The sequence below is a fragment of the Marinobacter sp. genome (genome assembly GCF_041690615.1).
Taxonomy (GTDB): domain Bacteria; phylum Pseudomonadota; class Gammaproteobacteria; order Pseudomonadales; family Oleiphilaceae; genus Marinobacter.
The window spans coordinates 13215-30535 of record NZ_JAWLGY010000032.1; the positions used below are offsets into that span (position 1 = coordinate 13215).

Consider the following 17321-nt stretch of genomic DNA (forward strand, 5'->3'; position numbering starts at 1 on the left):
CAGGACGCGCCCTTGATGGGGACGGGGCAAGCCCTGGGCTGGCCTGCAACAGGCGTTACGAAAACGAGGAAAAGTCCGGCTTCCGCTTCTCCATAAACGCCTTGAAGGCCTCCGCCGCTTCCGGTGACTTCAGCCGCTCCCCGAACAACTCGCCTTCGGCCAGCATCGCCTCCCGCAGTTCCGAAGTATTCCGACGGTTCAGCAACCGCTTGGTGGCGCGCACGGCCGCTGGCGGCTGGGCCGCCAACTGGGCGCAGGCAGCCAACGCCTCGGATTCGGTCGCAGAGGGCTCGCTAACCCGGTTAATCAGTCCCAGCTCAGCGGCCTTGGTTGCATCGAACGTACCACCCAGCAGAAGCAGCTCCGCTGCACGAACCCTGCCCAGCCACTCCGGCAGCAGCAGGCTCGAACCACCCTCCGGGCACAGGCCCAGGTTGGCAAACGGCATCTGGAACGCCGTATTGTTACCGGCAAACACCAGGTCACAGTGCAGCAGCATGGTGGTACCAATGCCTACCGCCGGGCCATTGACCGCCGCAACTACCGGCTTCTCGGCCCTCGCCATCCCGAACAGGAAGCGCCCTACCGGAGACGTCTCGAAGTCACCCACCGGGCCTGCCGCAAAATCGGACAGGTCGTTGCCCGCCGTAAAACATTCCTCGGTACCGGTGATCAGCGTGCAGCGGATGTTGGCGTCGTTCTCGGCATTGGTGATGGCATCCGCCAGCGCGGCGTACATGGCCTGACTCAGGGCATTCTTGCGGTCGGGGCGGTTCAGGCGGGCGATCTGTACCTGGTCCCGGATTTCAATGACAACGTGTTCGCTCACGGAGGACTCCTCTATGCATTTTTTATGGTGACCGGCTGACGGCCTACGACTTTGGTCGTGGTCGGGATTAAACCCCAGAACCACGGGAGGATGCAAAGCAGCAGCATACCTGTATAAAACCTGACCCTGCTGGTAAACTGTGCGCCGTTTTTGTGGCGCGCCTTCCTGACTCTCCCCGGCCGCGCTTCCAACCGAACAACCGGAAATTGATGAGACGCCTATGACCACCGTAATCCGCCAGGACGACCTGATCGAAAGCGTAGCGGACGCGCTGCAGTTTATTTCCTACTACCACCCCAAAGACTTTATCCAGGGCGTATACGAGGCCTACCAGAAGGAAGAGTCCCAGGCGGCCAAGGATGCCATGGCGCAGATCCTCATCAACTCACGCATGTGCGCCCAGGGGCATCGTCCCATTTGCCAGGACACTGGTATCGTCACGGTGTTCGTCAATATCGGTATGGACGTGAAGTTCGAGTGCGACCAGCCGCTGGATGATGTCATCAACGAAGGCGTGCGCCGCGCCTATACCCATCCGGACAACGTGCTGCGCGCTTCCGTGCTGGCGGACCCGGACGGCAAGCGGGAAAACACCAAGGACAACACCCCGGCCATCATCCACTACAAGATGGTGCCCGGTAACACCGTAGAGGTGCACGTAGCGGCCAAGGGCGGCGGTTCCGAGGCCAAGTCGAAGTTTGCCATGCTGAACCCGTCTGACTCGGTCGTGGACTGGGTGCTGAAGATGGTTCCGCAGATGGGCGCCGGCTGGTGTCCGCCGGGCATGCTCGGCATCGGTATTGGCGGCACCGCCGAGAAGGCGATGGAGCTGGCCAAGGAATCCCTGCTGGAACCCATCGACATCCACGACCTGCAGGCTCGCGGGGCGTCCAACCGGGCTGAGGAGCTGCGCCTGGAACTGTTCGAGAAGGTAAATGAGCTGGGCATCGGCGCCCAGGGTTTGGGTGGTCTGACCACCGTGCTGGACGTAAAGGTGAAGGACTACCCCACCCACGCGGCCAACAAGCCGGTCGCCATCATTCCCAACTGTGCCGCCACCCGCCACGCGCACTTCGTGCTGGACGGCTCCGGCCCGTCACTGCAGACCCCACCGAGCCTCGAAGACTGGCCGGAAATCACCTGGGAAGTCGGCGAGAACGTGCGCCGCGTGAACCTGGACACGGTTACTCCGGAAGACGTGAAAGACTGGCAGCCGGGCGAAACTGTTCTGCTCTCCGGCAAGATGCTTACCGGTCGTGACGCTGCCCACAAGAAGATGGTGGACATGATCGAGAAGGGCGAAGAGCTGCCGGTAGACCTGAAAGGCCGCTTTATCTACTACGTGGGACCGGTAGACCCGGTGCGCGAAGAAGTGGTTGGTCCTGCAGGCCCCACTACCGCGACCCGCATGGACAAGTTCACCCGCACCATGCTGGAGAAAACCGGCCTGACTGGCATGATCGGCAAGGCCGAGCGCGGCCAGGTGGCCATCGATGCCATCCGTGAATTTGGCGCGGTTTACCTGATGGCCGTGGGCGGTTCTGCCTACCTGGTCTCCAAGGCCATCAAGAAAGCGGAAGTGGTTGCCTTCCCGGAACTGGGAATGGAAGCCATCTACGAGTTCGAGGTGGAGGATATGCCGGTCACCGTAGCGGTGGACTCCCGTGGTACGTCTGTACACCAGACCGGCCCGGTGGAGTGGCACGACAAGATCATTGCTGCCAAGGCGGTTTGATTTTCAGTCACGCAAGCCACGGCCCTTCGACAGGCGCCCTTCGACAAGCTCAGGGCGAGCGGGGTTGGTAGGCACCTTAGGGCTGGGTCAGGCGCTTCGACGGGCTTAGGGTGAGCGGAGTTGGTAAGCACCTTTGGGCTGGTGCAGGTCCTTCGACAGGCCCAAGGCTGTCGGAGATAGTAGCACCCTTCGACAGGCTCAGGGTGAGCGGAGTTGACTTACCCCGTTCGCCCTGAGCTTGTCGAAGGGCGTGGTTCCGGGGGGGCAAAAAAACTCTCAGTCCTTCGGGCCCCAACTCACGACGAGCAACTGATACTCATACGCCGCCCCCAGTCCGGCGGCACCTGCGCATAGCGCTCGTACTCCGGCTGTTCGTCAAAGGGCCATTTCAGTACCGTCAGCAATTCGTCCAGGGGCGCATAATTTCCCTCCCGCGCCGCTTCAATCACCTGCTGGGCAAGGTAGTTCCGCAGTATGTATTTCGGGTTCACCCGGCACATGGCGTGTTCCCGTTCCTCTGGCGTCTGTGATTCGCTATCCAGGCGTTCCCGGTACCGCTCCAGCCACGCATCCGCCACACCGCGGTCCACGAACAGGTCCCTTACCGGGGCTGGCCCCCGGGAGGGCAGGGTAGACAGGCCCCGGAAGAACCGGGTGTAGTCAACGCTGTGCTCATGGAGCATGCTGAAGGTGTCCATGACCAGACCCTGGTCGTCCTCGCCTTCCCCGGACAAGCCGAGTTTTTCCCGCATCAGTGCCGGAAAGACGGTGTTATAGGTGGTCTCGTATTCCCGCATACCCCGACGCAGGTCGTCGGTGTCGATCAGCGACGACAGGGCGTGGGCCAGGTACTGGCAGTTGATGAAGCCGATTTCCGGCTGCCGGTTATACGCATAGCGACCGCCCTGGTCGGTGTGGTTGCAGATATAGCGGGCGTCGAAATCATCAAGGAACGCATAGGGTCCGTAATCGAAGGTGTCGCCGATGATGGACATGTTGTCGGAGTTCATTACCCCGTGGCAGAAGCCCACTACCTGCCATTGTGAGATCGTACGGGCGGTACGCCGCACCACCTCGCCAAAGAAAGCCGGGTAGCGTTCGGCTTCGGGCAGCTCGGCCAGCTCCGGGAAATGATAGCCAATGGTGTGATCGGCCAGGGTCCGGACCGCTTCCGGCCCAAGGTGGTTGGCGGCGTATTCGAAATGACCGAAACGGATATGGCTGTCCGCCACCCGTACCAGCGCAGCTGCCGTTTCGATGGTTTCCCGGCGCACCGGCTCGTCGGAGGACACCAGGAACAGCGCCCGGGTCGTCGGAATGCCCAGGTAATGCATGGCCTCACTGCACAGGTATTCCCGAAGGGTGGAGCGCAGTACCGCCCGGCCGTCCCCAAAGCGGGAGTATGGGGTCTGTCCGGCGCCTTTGAGGTGCCAGTCGCGAATGCGGCCGTCCGGATCCTGTGTCTCCCACAGCAGAAGGCCACGGCCGTCCCCGAGCTCCGGGTTATACATGCCGAACTGGTGACCGGTGTATTTCATGGCCACTGGCTCCATGCCTTCCAGCAGGGCACGCCCGGCGCCGATATCCGTCCAGTCCTCGGGGCTTTCCACCGACAGGCCCATTTCCCTGGCCAGGTCCTTATTGAAATGCACCAGAGTGACTTCGCCGCACAGGGGCGTGGGCTGAACGTGGCTATAGAAAGTGTCCGGCAATTCAAGGTACCGCCGGGTTGTCTGTATGCCGCTGAATGCTGTCATAAGGGAACTGGCCGGTGCCGACTGGCTGTGGGCCATTCTCCTCCTATACTGGTGGATGTACTACGGGTAAGTACCGGGGCGAACGGGGTCGCTGGTACGGAACCTGCTTTTCTACAGGAAGATGTAAACGCCTGGAGCCGATGCTATGCCGAACACCGACACCGATGATGCCCTCGAAGCCCTGATGACCCAGCACCGGCTTCCGCCGGAATACCGCCGTACCGTCAGCGATGTGATCGAGCCCCTTGCCCTGTCACTTTATCAGGCCAGCAAGGACTCGGACACACCCCTGGTGGTGGGCATCCATGGTGCCCAGGGCACCGGCAAGTCCACCCTCACTGATTTTCTGCGGGTTCTGCTCGCGTACCGGTACCGGTGCCCCACTGCAAGCCTGTCACTGGACGATATCTACCACACCCGGGAAACCCGCAGCCAGCTTGCCCGTGAGGAACATCCGATGCTGGCTACCCGCGGTGCTCCGGGCACCCATGACCTCGCCCTGGGCAATAAAGTGCTCGATCAGTTGGTCGGTGCAAACGCCGGTTCCCGTACGCCCATGCCGGTCTTCAACAAGGCCCTGGATGATCGGGAGCCGGAGGAACACTGGCCCCTGTTCATAGGTCATCCCGAGATCATCCTGGTGGAAGGCTGGTGTCTCGGGGCGCTGCCCCAATCTGAGGACGAGCTCGCTACGCCATTAAACGACCTTGAAAAGAAGGAGGATGTCGACGGCCGCTGGCGGCGTTACGTCAATCAGCAACTGGAGGGGCCCTACAAGGATTTCTTCGAGCGCCTGGACCTGCTGATCATGATGAAGGCACCGTCGTTCGATGCGGTAAAACGCTGGCGCACCGAACAGGAGCACAAGCTGGCCGAGCGCTATCGGGCTGCCCCGAAAGTGGGCGAGGAAAGTGGCCGGCCCGCACCACAAGTGCGCATTATGGGGGATGCCGAACTGGAACGCTTTGTCATGCACTACGAACGTATCACCCGGCATTGCCTGGACGAGATGCCGGCACGGGCAGATGTCCTGCTGGAGCTGGATGAAGACCACACCCTGACCCGGGCCTGAAGCCGTGGCAGGGCCTGCACTGATCGTGTTCAGCGACCTGGATGGCACGTTGCTGGACCACGACACCTATGACTGGTCGCCAGCGCGGCCTGCACTGGAACGGCTGAAAGCCCTGGCGATTCCGCTGGTACTCACGTCCAGCAAGACCCGGGCGGAAATGGACGACCTTCGCGCACAGATGGGCAACCACCACCCCTTTATTGTGGAAAACGGCGCTGCCACGGTGATTCCAGGCGACTATTTCGCGCCTGGCCCGGAGCAGGTCAGTTGTCTGGGGGCGGGGCGTGGAGAGATTCTGGAGCACCTGCGCCTGCTCAGGTCGCAGGGGTTCCGGTTCATAGGGTTTGCGGACATGACGGATGCGGAGGTTGCCGGTCACACCGGGCTGGACCCTGAGGGGGCCCGCCGGGCCCGGGACCGCATCGCGACTGAACCGCTGCTCTGGCAGGGGCAGCCGTCAGAACTGGAGCAGTTCCGCCGGGCGCTGGAATCCGAAGGGCTTCAGCTGTTATCCGGCGGTCGCTTTCTCCACGTGATGGGCCAGTTCGACAAGGCCGGTGCCATGGCACAGCTGGTTCAACGCTACCGTTCCGCTTGGCCTGAGGAGGACTGGCAAACCGTGGCCCTGGGTGACAGCCCCAACGACCAGGCCATGCTCGCTGGCGCGGACCTTGCTGTGGTCATGGCAGGCCCCGGCGCAAGCCGGATTACGCTGCCGTCAGGGCACCGGGTTATCCGATCGCAACAGCCCGGCCCGGTGGGTTGGAACCAGTGTGTACTGGAAATCCTGGAGCGTTACGGCTACCAATGACGCGTTGCCCGGCGCCGCTGGCAGCGATGACTCCGGATCAACACAAGGAGAGCCCGAATGGGGGATTTCTACCAGAACGGCATTGTCACCACACTGCATAACCTGACCCGCCGACCAGTGGAGGGCCTGGAGCGGGAATTGCTCACCTTCAGTAAAACCCGTCCCATGGGCCTGGTACTGCCTTCCCTTTATTCAGAGCTGGAAGGGCCTGCGCTGGCCAACATCGTGGAGGAGCTCAAGGCGGTGCCCTACCTGGACCAGATCGTGATTGGCCTGGATCGCGCCGATGAAGCCCAGTATCGCCATGCCATGGAATACTTCTCGGGCCTGCCCCAGAACGTCAAGGTACTCTGGAATGACGGCCCGCGGCTGAAGGCCATTGACGACAAACTTCGGGAGCAGGGCCTGGCGCCTTCGGAAATGGGCAAGGGACGCAATGTCTGGTTCTGTTTCGGCTATATGCTGGCCTCCGGCCAGGTGAAATCCATTGCCCTCCATGACTGCGACATTCTCACCTATTCCCGCGACCTGTTGGCCCGGCTGATCTATCCGGTGGCCAATCCGTCGTTCAACTATATGTTCTGCAAGGGCTACTACGCCCGGATATCCGACAGCAGCATGAACGGCCGGGTCAGCCGCCTGCTGGTGACCCCCTTACTGAGGGCCCTGAAGAAGGTTTGCGGCCAGCGGGATTTCCTGGACTACATGGACAGCTTCCGCTACCCCCTGGCCGGCGAATTCTCCCTGCGGCGGGATGTGATCACCGACCTGCGGATCCCCAGCGACTGGGGGCTGGAAATCGGGGTGCTGTCAGAGATGCGCCGCAACTACGCCACCAACCGGATCTGCCAGGTGGATATCGCCGATAACTACGACCACAAGCACCAGGACCTGTCACCGGATGACGCCAGCAAGGGCCTCTCCAAGATGAGCCTGGACATCTGCAAGGCGCTGTTTCGCAAGCTGGCCACCAACGGCGAAGTGCTCTCCACGGAGGAATTCCGGACCATCAAGGCCACCTACTACCGCATTGCCCTGGACTTTATCGAGACCTACCAGAACGACGCCCTCATCAACGGCCTGAATATCGACCGGCACCGGGAGGAGAAGGCCGTGGAGATGTTCGCCAGCAATGTGATGGAGGCCGGAAACTACTTCCTGGAAAATCCCATGGATGCCCCCTTTATCCCCAGCTGGAGTCGGGTCGCCAGTGCCTTGCCGAACCTGATGGATGAACTGGTGGAAGCGGTGGAACTGGACAACCGGGATTACGCGCCATGACCGATACCCTGACCCAGAAGCTTGCCGGCATGCTGCAGCAGATCTACCCGGCGCTGGATGTGCAATGGCTGGCCGGGGAGCTGTTGGGCGCCATGGACCTGTCGGAAGACCGCCAGGGCCCGCCCGCCCACCAGAATAACTGGGACGAATCCGACGTGCTGCTGATCACCTACGGCGACAGCGTACAGCGGCCGGGGGAGAAGCCCCTGCGTACCCTGCGGCAGTTCCTGGACGATTGCCTGGCGGAGACCGTGAGCGGGGTCCATGTGTTGCCGTTTTTCCCCTACAGCTCGGACGATGGCTTTTCGGTGATGGACTACCGGGCCGTGAATGAATCCCTGGGTGACTGGGAGCATATCCGCGCCATTGCCGATGGCTACAAGCTGATGGCGGACCTGGTGATCAACCATATGTCTGCCCGCAGTCGCTGGTTCGAGAACTTCCGCCGGCGCGAGCATCCGGGCAAGGACTATTTCTTCGAAACGGACCCCACCCAGGACCTGAGCGAGGTCGTCCGCCCCCGCACCTCACCCTTACTGGTGCCGGTGCAGACCGACGACGGCGAACGCTACGTGTGGTGCACCTTCAGCGAAGACCAGGTGGACCTGAATTTCGCCAACCCCCAGGTGCTGGTGGAGTTCGTCCAGATCATGCGGTTCTACCTGGAACAGGGGGTGCGCATCTTCCGGCTGGATGCGGTGGCTTTCCTTTGGAAGGAACCTGGCACCTCCTGCATCCACCTGCAACAGACCCATGAGATTATCAAGGTGCTGCGGTTACTGGTGGAGCACCACACTCCCGAGGCCATCCTGGTCACCGAAACCAACGTACCCAACCGGGAGAACCTGACCTACTTCGGCAACGCCAACGAAGCCCACGCTATCTACAATTTCTCGCTGCCACCGCTGCTGATCAATACCCTGGTCAGCGGTAACTGCCGTCACCTGAAAACCTGGCTGATGAGCATGCCCCCGGCACAGATGGGCACCACCTATCTGAATTTTATCGCCTCCCACGACGGCATCGGGTTACGGCCCACCGATGGCTTGCTGAGCGATGACGAGAAGCAGGCACTCATCCACTGTATGGAAACCTTTGGTGGCAAGGTGTCTTACCGGCGGCTGCAGGCCGGTGGTAATCAGCCCTATGAGATCAATATATCCCTCTGGGATGCGCTGAAAGGCACTGAGGAAAGCGGGCCGGACCAGTGGCAGCTGCCCCGCTTTCTCTGCGCCCATGCCATCATGTTGGCCCTGGAGGGCATTCCGGCATTCTATATCCACAGCCTGCTGGGCACCGGCAACGACTACGCCCGGGTAGAGCACACCGGGCGCCTGCGCTCCATCAACCGGAGCCAGTGGGACCTGGAGACCCTGGAGCGGGAGCTGGATAACCCCATCAGCCGGCACAACCAGGTGTTCCACCAGCTCAAACGATTGATTGCCATTCGCCGCAAACAGCCGGCCTTCCACCCCAACGCCACCCAGTTCACCCTGCACCTGGGCCTGAAAATCTTCGGTTTCTGGCGCCAGAGCATGCGGCGTGACCAGTCCATTTTCTGTATCCATAACATTACCGACGAGGTGCAGCAGGTGGCGCTGGCGGATATCAACCTGATCGGCACCGACCACTGGCGGGACCTGATCAGCGGCCTGGAAATTGATGATCTCTCCGGCAGCCTGACCCTCAAACCCTACCAGGCGGTGTGGCTGGCCAATCGCTGACGTGCAGGGCGACATCGGGTGGCGGGATGAATACACTGGGGCGTTCACCCTGGCCCTGCTGATACTGCTATGACGGACCCGAAACGCATCCTGCTGCTCTCCGGCTATGACGCCGGCAGCCACCGCCGCTGGCGTGACCAGCTAATCGCGGGCCTGCCCGGGTATCACTGGCAGGTGCTGGCGCTGCCACCCCGGTTTTTCCGCTGGCGGATACGGGGCAATCCCCTGAGCTGGCTTGGGGAGCCCCTGTTGCAGGAGCCCTGGGACCTGGTACTGGCCACCTCCATGGTGGACCTGGCGACCCTGAAGGGACTGAACCCCCAGCTGGCCAGCACCCCGGCCATTCTGTACATGCACGAGAACCAGTTCGCCTACCCGGATTCCGGTCGCCAGCACTCCAGTGCCGAGCCGGCCATGGTCAACCTGTACAGTGCCCTGGCGGCGGACCGGGTACTGTTCAACAGTGCCTGGAACCGTGACAGTTTCCTTGATGGCGCCTATCGGTTTATCGACGGGATGCCGGACCGGCTGCCTCCGGAAATGACGGCCTCCATCCGCGACAAGTCCCGGGTGTTGCCGGTGCCTATTGATGATCGCCTGTTCATCAACAGGCACACCGCACCCGGCTGGTCGGCGCCTCACCTGCTGTGGAACCACCGCTGGGAATACGACAAGGGGCCGGAGCGGCTGTTGTATCTGCTTAGGGAACTGCACCAGCGACAGCAGCCTTTTCGTCTGAGCGTGGTGGGGGAGCAGTTCCGGCGGCAGCCCCAAGCCTTCGGACAGATCCGGGAAGAGTTTGGCGAACAGCTGGTGCAGTGGGGTTTTCTGGAGCAGCGGGGCGACTACGACCGGCTGCTGGCCAGCGCCGATATTGTGTTGAGTACTGCACTCCATGACTTCCAGGGCCTGGCCATGCTGGAGGCTATGGCCTCTGGCTGTCTGGCGCTGGCACCACGACGGCTTGCCTACCCCGAGTACGTGCCGGCCTCCCAGTGCTATGAAAGCGTGGAGGAAGATCCCGCAGCCGAGGCCCGGGCAGCGGCGGACACCCTGCAGACGATGCTTGCGCAACGGCCGGCGCCAATGAGTCCGGATGGCTGGCGTACCTCCCGGTTGATGACAGACTATCAGCGAGAAATCGATGAACTGACCGGTCGATTACGTTGACCTGAACACCACGCTGCGGTTGCGGCCCGTTTTCTTGGCCTGGTAAAGGGCGTCGTCCGCCTGTTGCAGCCACTGCATGTAGTTCTCCGGCGTGTCCGTCAGTTGCACCAGACCCATGCTGACCGTGCAGTGGATAGGGCCATCGTCGGTCTCGATGGGGGTTTCGGCGATGGTTTCCCGGATGCGCTCGCAGATCACCAGGGCTCCGTCAATGTCCGTTTCCGGCAGGATAATGGCAAACTCCTCGCCACCATAGCGCCCGGGACGGTCCGCCTGTCGCAGGGCTTCCCGGGTAATACAGGCCACCTCGCGAATGACCTCGTCGCCAATCAGGTGCCCGTGGGTGTCATTGATGGGTTTGAAGTGATCAATATCGAACATCACCAGCACGGTGTTGTGGCCATAGCGGCGGTAGCGTTCGAACTCTGCATCCAGCAGGTTCTCCCAGGTACCCCGGTTAAGCAGGCCGGTCAGGCGGTCGGTGGAACTGAGCCTTTCCAGTTGCTTGTTGGCGTGTTCCAGGGCCCGGCGTCCACTGGCCACGTCCGTGACGTCGTAGATCATCAGGCAGACCTGGTTCACCCTGCCGTCGGGGCCGGTCAGCGGACTGAGTGTCAGGTTCTGGAACATGTACTCCTCGGTGCCGGTCACCGGGCGGGTATTGCGGAACCGGAACAGATAGGGGCGTTGCTCCCAGGAGGTAAACGTGCGGGTGTTCAGGGTAACCACCGACTGAACCTTGCGGGTCAGCCAAGCCCTGGGCAGCTCCGGGAACTGGTCGAACAACGACTGGCCAAGCAGGCGGCTGGCATTGACGCCGCTGTGGTTTTCCATAAAGCCGTTCCACATCTGCACCCGGTAATCCAGGTCGATCACCACCAGACCGACTTCGATGGACTCCAGCAGGGTGACCAGGCTGTGATAGCCGGTGGCGTCCGTTGTGTCAGCCATACATGCTCCCGTGAGTCATCTCAGTGTTCGCCGGTAAGGAAGGGCAGCCGGGTTTCCAGCTGGCGGATGGATTCCTCGGTAAGAAACACCAGCAGGTCGCATTCAATCTCGTAGCCTTCCAGGCGGTAGGGAATCTCCACACACATGAGTTTTTCCTGGCGCTGGTTATGGTATTCCACCAGGTGGTCCACCCTCCGGTGGCGCCCCAGTACCATGGGCTGGCCCAGCCCCAGGTGAATGTCCATCTGCTCGCCGACGCCCCTCAGGAAGGCGCCGAACAGAATGCTGGACATGTCCATCAGCACCTCGATATCCAGGGCATCGGATTCCACCTCGCCGTAGTCCAGCAGGCGCACCATATCGTCGATACTGGAATCGGAGAACAGAAGCAGTGCTTCACCGGCCAGCCCGGCGCCGGTGAACCCCTGGCATACGGCGGAGTAAGTCCCTTGCTGCTCGGTGGCGGCGGACAGCAGCATGCTCAGCTCGCTGCGGTAAATGGTGGTAATCTTCGGTACCGGCAGTTGCACAAACACCTGCAGCAGCCGGGCGAGCAAGTCCGCCGCCTGGCCCATGGCCACGTTGGAGACTTCCTGCAGGAAATCGGCCAGGCCCACACTAAACGGTACTCTGCCGTCGTCAGGCTGGCTATGGGGTTGGGGGGCGGTAGCATCCGGCTGGTAAAGGCCGAACTGCTCCAGCAAACGGGCCAGCAGGGCACGCTCAACCGGTTTCCGGACAAAGTCGATAGCGCCCAGTTCCTTCACCCGCTTACGGGCTTCCGGCTGGATGTCGGCGGACACCACCAGGGTCATCACTGGCAGGTCTTCCCGTCGGACAGTCTCAAGCACCTGGTAGCCGTCCATATCCGGCATGTTCAGGTCCAGCAGCAGAAGGTCGGCGGCACCCTCACGGATGTGATGCAGGGCCTCCTCGCCGTTTTCGGCATAGTGGATATCGGTTTTCCAGTCCCGGGGCAGGGCGCGGGCCATCTGCTTGCGGGCCATGGCCGAATCATCGCAGATGAGGATGCGGGTTTTCATGAGATCTCGCTCGCCGCGAAGACGAAATGGTGCCTTCCCTGCCTGACGATCGGGCGCTCCCAGCGCACCTGAAGTGCCAGTATTATACGCGGATAACAGATACACATAACGGGTAAACCGTTAAAGCCTGCAAAACCTTAAGGTGCGTCACGCCTGTTGTCCGGTGGGGAAGGTACAGCTCTTTTCGGAGAAACTGGTACACTTCGCGCATCCGACGACAATCCCGGGAGCCCTGGTGTGACCCCCACATTTTACTGGCACGACTACGAAACCTTCGGCGCAGACCCTATCCACGACCGGCCCTCCCAGTTTGCCGGCGTGCGCACTGATGCGGACCTGAACATCATCGAAGACCCGCTGGTTATCTACTGCAAGCCCACGGACGACTACCTGCCGCACCCGGTCGCCTGCCTGATCACCGGTATCACACCCCAGAAGGCCCTCGAGAACGGCTACCCGGAAGCGGATTTCATCGGGCAGATCAACGAGGCCTTCAGCCAGCCCGGCACCTGCGCCGTTGGCTATAACAGCCTGCGGTTTGACGACGAAGTCACCCGCCACACCCTGTACCGCAACCTGCGGGACCCCTACGCCCGGGAATGGCAGAACGGCAACTCCCGCTGGGACATCATCGATATGGTGCGCCTGACCTATGCCCTGCGCCCGGAAGGCATCGAGTGGCCGCGCAAGGAAGACGGCAGCCCCAGCTTCCGCCTGGAGGAGCTCACGGCCGCCAACGGCATTGCCCACGAGGCCGCCCACGATGCCATGTCGGATGTGGAAGCGACCATCGCCCTGGCCAAACTGATCAGGGAGAAGCAGCCAAAACTGTTCGAGTTTGTCCTCAACAACAAGGACAAGCACTCCGCCCGGGCCATGCTGGACACGGCAACCATGAAGCCGGTGTTCCACGTTTCCGCCAAGTACCCGGCCACCCGGGGCTGCTGCGCCATGGTGGCGCCGGTGGCAGAGCACCCCACTAACAAGAACCAGGTGATCGTCTACGACCTGCGGGCAGACCCCAGGGAACTGATCAACGCCACTGCGGAGCAGATCCGGGAGCGGGTATTTACCGCCCAGGCGGATATGGAAGAGGGCGTCGCCCGCTTCCCCCTGAAAGGAGTACAGCTCAATAAATGCCCGGTACTGGCGCCTGGTACCATGCTCAAGAGCCTAAGCCCGGAACGTCTGAAACAGTTGAAACTGGACGGTGACACCCTGCGGCAGAACCTGGCCACCCTTCGGGCCGCTGAAGGCCTGTCCCAAAAGATTGCTGAAGCCTTCGGCCACCAGCCGGAGAGCGACCTGACCGACCCGGATGAGCAACTCTACAGCGGCGGCTTTATCAGCAACACCGACCGGGAAAAACTCAACTGGGTAATCAGCCAACCCCCGGAGGCCCTTGGCGAACTGGACCTCCGATTCGAAGATCCACGCCTGCCCGAATTGCTGTTCCGGTACCGTGCCCGCAATTACCCGGGCACATTGATCGATGGCGAGCGGGAACGCTGGGAAGATTTCCGGCGCAAGCGGTTGATGGAGTCCAAAAAAGGTTGGCTCTCAATGGAGGCCTATGGCCGTGAACTGCAGAGGCTGGCGGGGAATCCGGATATTACGCCGGAACAGATGCACATTCTCGAGGAGCTGCATCTCTGGGGTGAGTCGATAATGCCGTATTTCTAGTGGTTGAGTTGGGGGTAGTGCCTGAAAGCCGGGCTCCCGAAGATTTGGCCACGGAATCCACTCCCCTTCGACAAGCTCCCTTCGACAAGCTCAGGGCGATCGGGGGGGAAGGGCATGCTAGATGCACAAACAAGGGCCAGCTTTTAGCCGCTAAATCCACGAAATCATACGAAAAAGGTTATTCAAGTCTCTGTTATTTCGTGGATTTGGTGGATTTAGTGGCCAACTCGCTATTTAAATCTTCTTTTGTGTCCAACTGAGCAGAATCACTGCAAAGCTTTCCCTGACTCCCGTTCGCCCTGAGCTTGTCGAAGGGAGCTTGTCAAAGGGCTCATGTCGATGCCGTTCACCCTGAGCTTATCGAAGGGCAGAGGGTTCCGTGGCAAAAATGACTTCTTATCTACGCCGCACAAAGTAAACCGACAGCGGCTGCCCCACCAGGCTCTGCACCTGGCTTCCCAGCGCCTCGGCGCGCACCTGACGTGCCACCGGTCCGAGTGCCAGGCTATGGCCGTCGCTGTCCCGGGCCTTTACCAGCTTCCAGTCCACTTCGTTGCTGACCAGGCCCATGAGGTCCTGCAGCTGGCGGATGTCCTGGGGGCGGAACCAGCGGTCGCGGCAGCCGCCGAGGCCGTAGAAATCCTCCTCCTTCAACAGGTCCTGCCACTGGGGATCATTTGCGTTGTTCAAGGCCATACGGCGCAGGCGCCGCAGTGTCTCCCGGGTGGGCTGCAGGTTGTGTGTAGCAATCAGCTCACGAATCTGCGCATCGCCCCTGGTTTGTTCGGCGACAGCGGTATGCATATGGACCACCGCTCCACCGGTGGTTGCGTCGCTGACCAACGCTGCCAGCGACAACTCTGACATGGCCGGAGAGGGCAGGCGGCCCACTTCCACCCAGTGCACCTGGTGCCCATCCGCGACGAAGCGGCGGGCCACGGACCAGGGCCAGAATACAATGTTGGTCAGTCCCAACTCATCTGCGCGGCGGGCGGCCGTAGCCACATTGGCCAGCGACTCGTCCACGGCGATCACTTCCACGTCATCGAGGTAACGGGCCAGTTCCAGTGCCCGCTGACCAGACTGGGCGCCGCAGATCATCATGCGCAGCGTGCCAGGCAGGGCAGAAGCATCCAGTCCGAGTTCCTGAGCCATAATGGTCTTCAGGCTGCTGCCGGCGTGGTAAGCCAGGCGCTGCCAGCTGGGCCAGGCCTGGGGCACGTCGGTGCGAACCAGGGTGAGTTCTTCCGCTTTCTCGTCAAAGTTCTGCTTGATGGCTTCGTCCATGGCGCGGTCGTAGTAGCTGGCGGCCATCACCGGCTGCAGGGCAGTGGGCCAGTCGGTCAGGGACCATTGCCCGAGCTGAGTGGCAAAGTGCTGGTGGAACAGTGCACCGTACATGGCGCTGACCATCACGCTACCGACCAGGGATTCTACCGGCTCGTTCATGGCCAGTTGGGCTGCAATGCTGTCGTTGATGGTCTGAACCAGGTTTTCTTCGTCTTCTGCCGCTACCAGTGCATAGCCGGTGCGGTCCACATAACGGGCGATGGCCAGGGTCAAAGGCTGCAACTCGTCCCGCAGGGAGACAGTCTGGGCCACTTCCGCGATGATGGCCCGGCGCAGGAGGGTGATCAGCTCCTCAATGGCCGGGTCTGGCATCAGGGTTTTGTCCAGGGCCAGCATCAGCAGCTCGTCGTCGGCAGCAGCGTCCAGGAACACCTCCGCATTGGGGTTATCCAGGTCGTACTGCTGGCGCAGGATAGCAGCGCAGAAGCGACCGATTTCCTGGTGGGGCAGCTCCTCCCGGCGCAGCAGGGCAATGGCGTCCAGCGCTAGTTCCGTATCCGCCTTGTGCACCTCGATCTGCGCTGCGCACTGCAGCATGCCGCTGAACACACTGGGCCAGTCCAGCCCAAGCTGGATCAGCTTGCGGTAATGCAGGTAGGCCACATCAAACTGCCCCTGCTCCCGCATGGCATGGGCCACACCGCAGAAAGCGGCGGCAGATTGCCGGTCCAGCTCCAGCGCCTGCAGGAAGTAGCTTTCCGCCTTCACCGGCCGCTCGGCCTTCAGGGCCCAGTAGCCCAGGTTGCAGTACTGCTGGGGTTGTTCCGGCTGGATGTGCAGGCTTTGCTCGAACAATTCCGCCGCCCGGTCCAGGTCACCTTCATCCATCGCTACCCGGCCCAGCAAGCCAACAGCCGCAGCGTGGTCTGGCTGCAGCACCAGCGCCTGGTCCAGTAGCTGCCGGCAACCATGACGGGCCTGCACCCGCTCCAGGTAACGGCGCTGAGAGTTGTTGGACTCGCCATAGGCCACATTGGCCTCCAGTACCAGCCGCGCCACCTCGGCCTTTTGGGAATTAGAAAGCTGGACATTGTATTGTGCTTGCATGGAACACCTCGTGGACCTGGCCGCGGCAAGGGCGGCAATAGTCTGCAGTTTTTGACGCTTATTGCGGTAGTTGGGGGAGGTGTTGCGAAGGGTGTGCCAGTTTTGGAGGCCGTTAGTCTGAGACGAAAACGGCCAGCATAAGCCGGCCGTTTTCCTTCAGTAGGTTGGCAATTAGCCCTGTAGCAACTGCAATACCTGCTGCGGTCGGGCATTGGCCTGAGACAGAACTGACAGGCCCGCAGACTGCAGTACCTGAGTCCGGGCCAGTTCTGCCGTCTCCGCTGCGAAGTCCGCATCCCGGATCCGGCTGTTGGAGGCCGAGAGGTTTTCTGAGGTGGTGCTCAGGTTTTGAATCGTGGATTCGAAGCGGTTTTGTACCGCACCCAGTTGTGCTCTGAAGCCATTGATGGTGTCAATCGCGTAGTCTACCGAGATCATCGCAATATCCGCGCCCTCGCGGGTTGAGATATCGATGTCGTTCACAGTACTTGTGTCGTCCTCAACCGTTCCTTCGACCTGGTTGACGGTTTCTGTAGCTGGGTCGAAAGTGCCATCCCCGTCGAGGTCAGCCCGGATATCCACTGTAAAAGGCTCGCCAAACTGAGACGAAAAGAAAATTTCGTCATTTTTGGCATTCAGGTGGGCTTCTATGCCGGTCTCGTTCGACTGGGCGTTGACCTGGCTGACGATATCATTCAGAGAGCCAACATTGTCGAACGTGTATGAGGTTCCGTTTATATCGACATTGAAGCTGTAGGATTCGCCCTCTTCGAACTTATCGGCGAGAGTCAGGTCTTCGGCGGCATCCAGTTCCGCTGCCTGAACCAGGGAGGCGCCGTCATTGCCAGTGAACTGGATGTTGGAGATG

At 61.2% G+C, this 17321-nt stretch carries 13 protein-coding genes; 7 read left to right on the plus strand and 6 right to left on the minus strand.

The window, feature by feature from the left end:
• Positions 1-55: 55 nt before the first annotated feature.
• A complete protein-coding gene (locus tag ACESMZ_RS16300) occupies positions 56-829 on the minus strand; it encodes an enoyl-CoA hydratase (protein WP_372972986.1) in 774 nt (257 codons plus the stop codon).
• Between the two features lie 220 nt (positions 830-1049).
• Between ACESMZ_RS16300 and ACESMZ_RS16305 the strand changes: the two genes are divergently transcribed.
• Positions 1050-2564, plus strand: coding sequence for a fumarate hydratase (locus ACESMZ_RS16305; protein ID WP_372972987.1), 1515 nt, complete (start codon positions 1050-1052; stop codon positions 2562-2564).
• Positions 2565-2860: 296 nt separating this feature from the next.
• On the opposite strand, the gene ACESMZ_RS16310 is transcribed toward ACESMZ_RS16305, so the two are convergent.
• Positions 2861-4321 (minus strand): protein adenylyltransferase SelO, encoded by a 1461-nt coding sequence (locus ACESMZ_RS16310; protein WP_372972994.1) that lies wholly within the window; start codon positions 4319-4321, stop codon positions 2861-2863.
• A gap of 145 nt (positions 4322-4466) precedes the next feature.
• Between ACESMZ_RS16310 and ACESMZ_RS16315 the strand changes: the two genes are divergently transcribed.
• The 5 genes from ACESMZ_RS16315 (at position 4467) to ACESMZ_RS16335 (ending at position 10379) form a co-directional block, all read left to right on the plus strand.
• A complete protein-coding gene (locus ACESMZ_RS16315; RefSeq protein WP_372957848.1) occupies positions 4467-5393 on the plus strand; it encodes a hypothetical protein in 927 nt (308 codons plus the stop codon).
• 4 nt (positions 5394-5397) lie between these two features.
• The gene (locus tag ACESMZ_RS16320; RefSeq protein WP_372972988.1) at positions 5398-6204 is read left to right on the plus strand and encodes an HAD-IIB family hydrolase; all 807 of its coding nucleotides are present in this window, start codon (positions 5398-5400) and stop codon (positions 6202-6204) included.
• 57 nt (positions 6205-6261) lie between these two features.
• The gene (locus ACESMZ_RS16325) at positions 6262-7485 is read left to right on the plus strand and encodes a glycosyl transferase (protein ID WP_372972989.1); all 1224 of its coding nucleotides are present in this window, start codon (positions 6262-6264) and stop codon (positions 7483-7485) included.
• Positions 7482-9209 (plus strand): alpha-amylase family glycosyl hydrolase, encoded by a 1728-nt coding sequence (locus ACESMZ_RS16330; protein WP_372957845.1) that lies wholly within the window; start codon positions 7482-7484, stop codon positions 9207-9209. Before ACESMZ_RS16325 ends, ACESMZ_RS16330 begins: the two co-directional genes overlap by 4 nt.
• 69 nt (positions 9210-9278) lie before the next feature.
• Entirely contained in the window at positions 9279-10379 is a 1101-nt protein-coding gene (locus ACESMZ_RS16335; protein WP_372957844.1) for a DUF3524 domain-containing protein, read from the plus strand.
• On the opposite strand, the gene ACESMZ_RS16340 is transcribed toward ACESMZ_RS16335, so the two are convergent.
• Both ACESMZ_RS16340 and ACESMZ_RS16345 read right to left on the minus strand, forming a co-directional pair.
• Entirely contained in the window at positions 10371-11330 is a 960-nt protein-coding gene (locus ACESMZ_RS16340; RefSeq protein WP_372957843.1) for a diguanylate cyclase, read from the minus strand. The genes ACESMZ_RS16335 and ACESMZ_RS16340 overlap by 9 nt on opposite strands.
• A gap of 20 nt (positions 11331-11350) precedes the next feature.
• A complete protein-coding gene (locus ACESMZ_RS16345; RefSeq protein WP_372972990.1) occupies positions 11351-12373 on the minus strand; it encodes a response regulator in 1023 nt (340 codons plus the stop codon).
• A gap of 237 nt (positions 12374-12610) precedes the next feature.
• Here ACESMZ_RS16345 and sbcB point away from each other — a divergent pair, with 237 nt between their 5' ends.
• Positions 12611-14056, plus strand: a complete 1446-nt coding sequence (gene sbcB / locus ACESMZ_RS16350) for an exodeoxyribonuclease I (protein WP_372957841.1) — start codon at positions 12611-12613, stop codon at positions 14054-14056.
• 396 nt (positions 14057-14452) lie between these two features.
• Here sbcB and ACESMZ_RS16355 read toward each other — a convergent pair whose 3' ends face one another.
• Positions 14453-16453, minus strand: coding sequence for a tetratricopeptide repeat protein (locus ACESMZ_RS16355; protein ID WP_372972991.1), 2001 nt, complete (start codon positions 16451-16453; stop codon positions 14453-14455).
• A gap of 171 nt (positions 16454-16624) precedes the next feature.
• Positions 16625-17321: flagellin (locus ACESMZ_RS16360; RefSeq protein ID WP_372972992.1), on the minus strand; the 697-nt coding region annotated here is incomplete at its 5' end.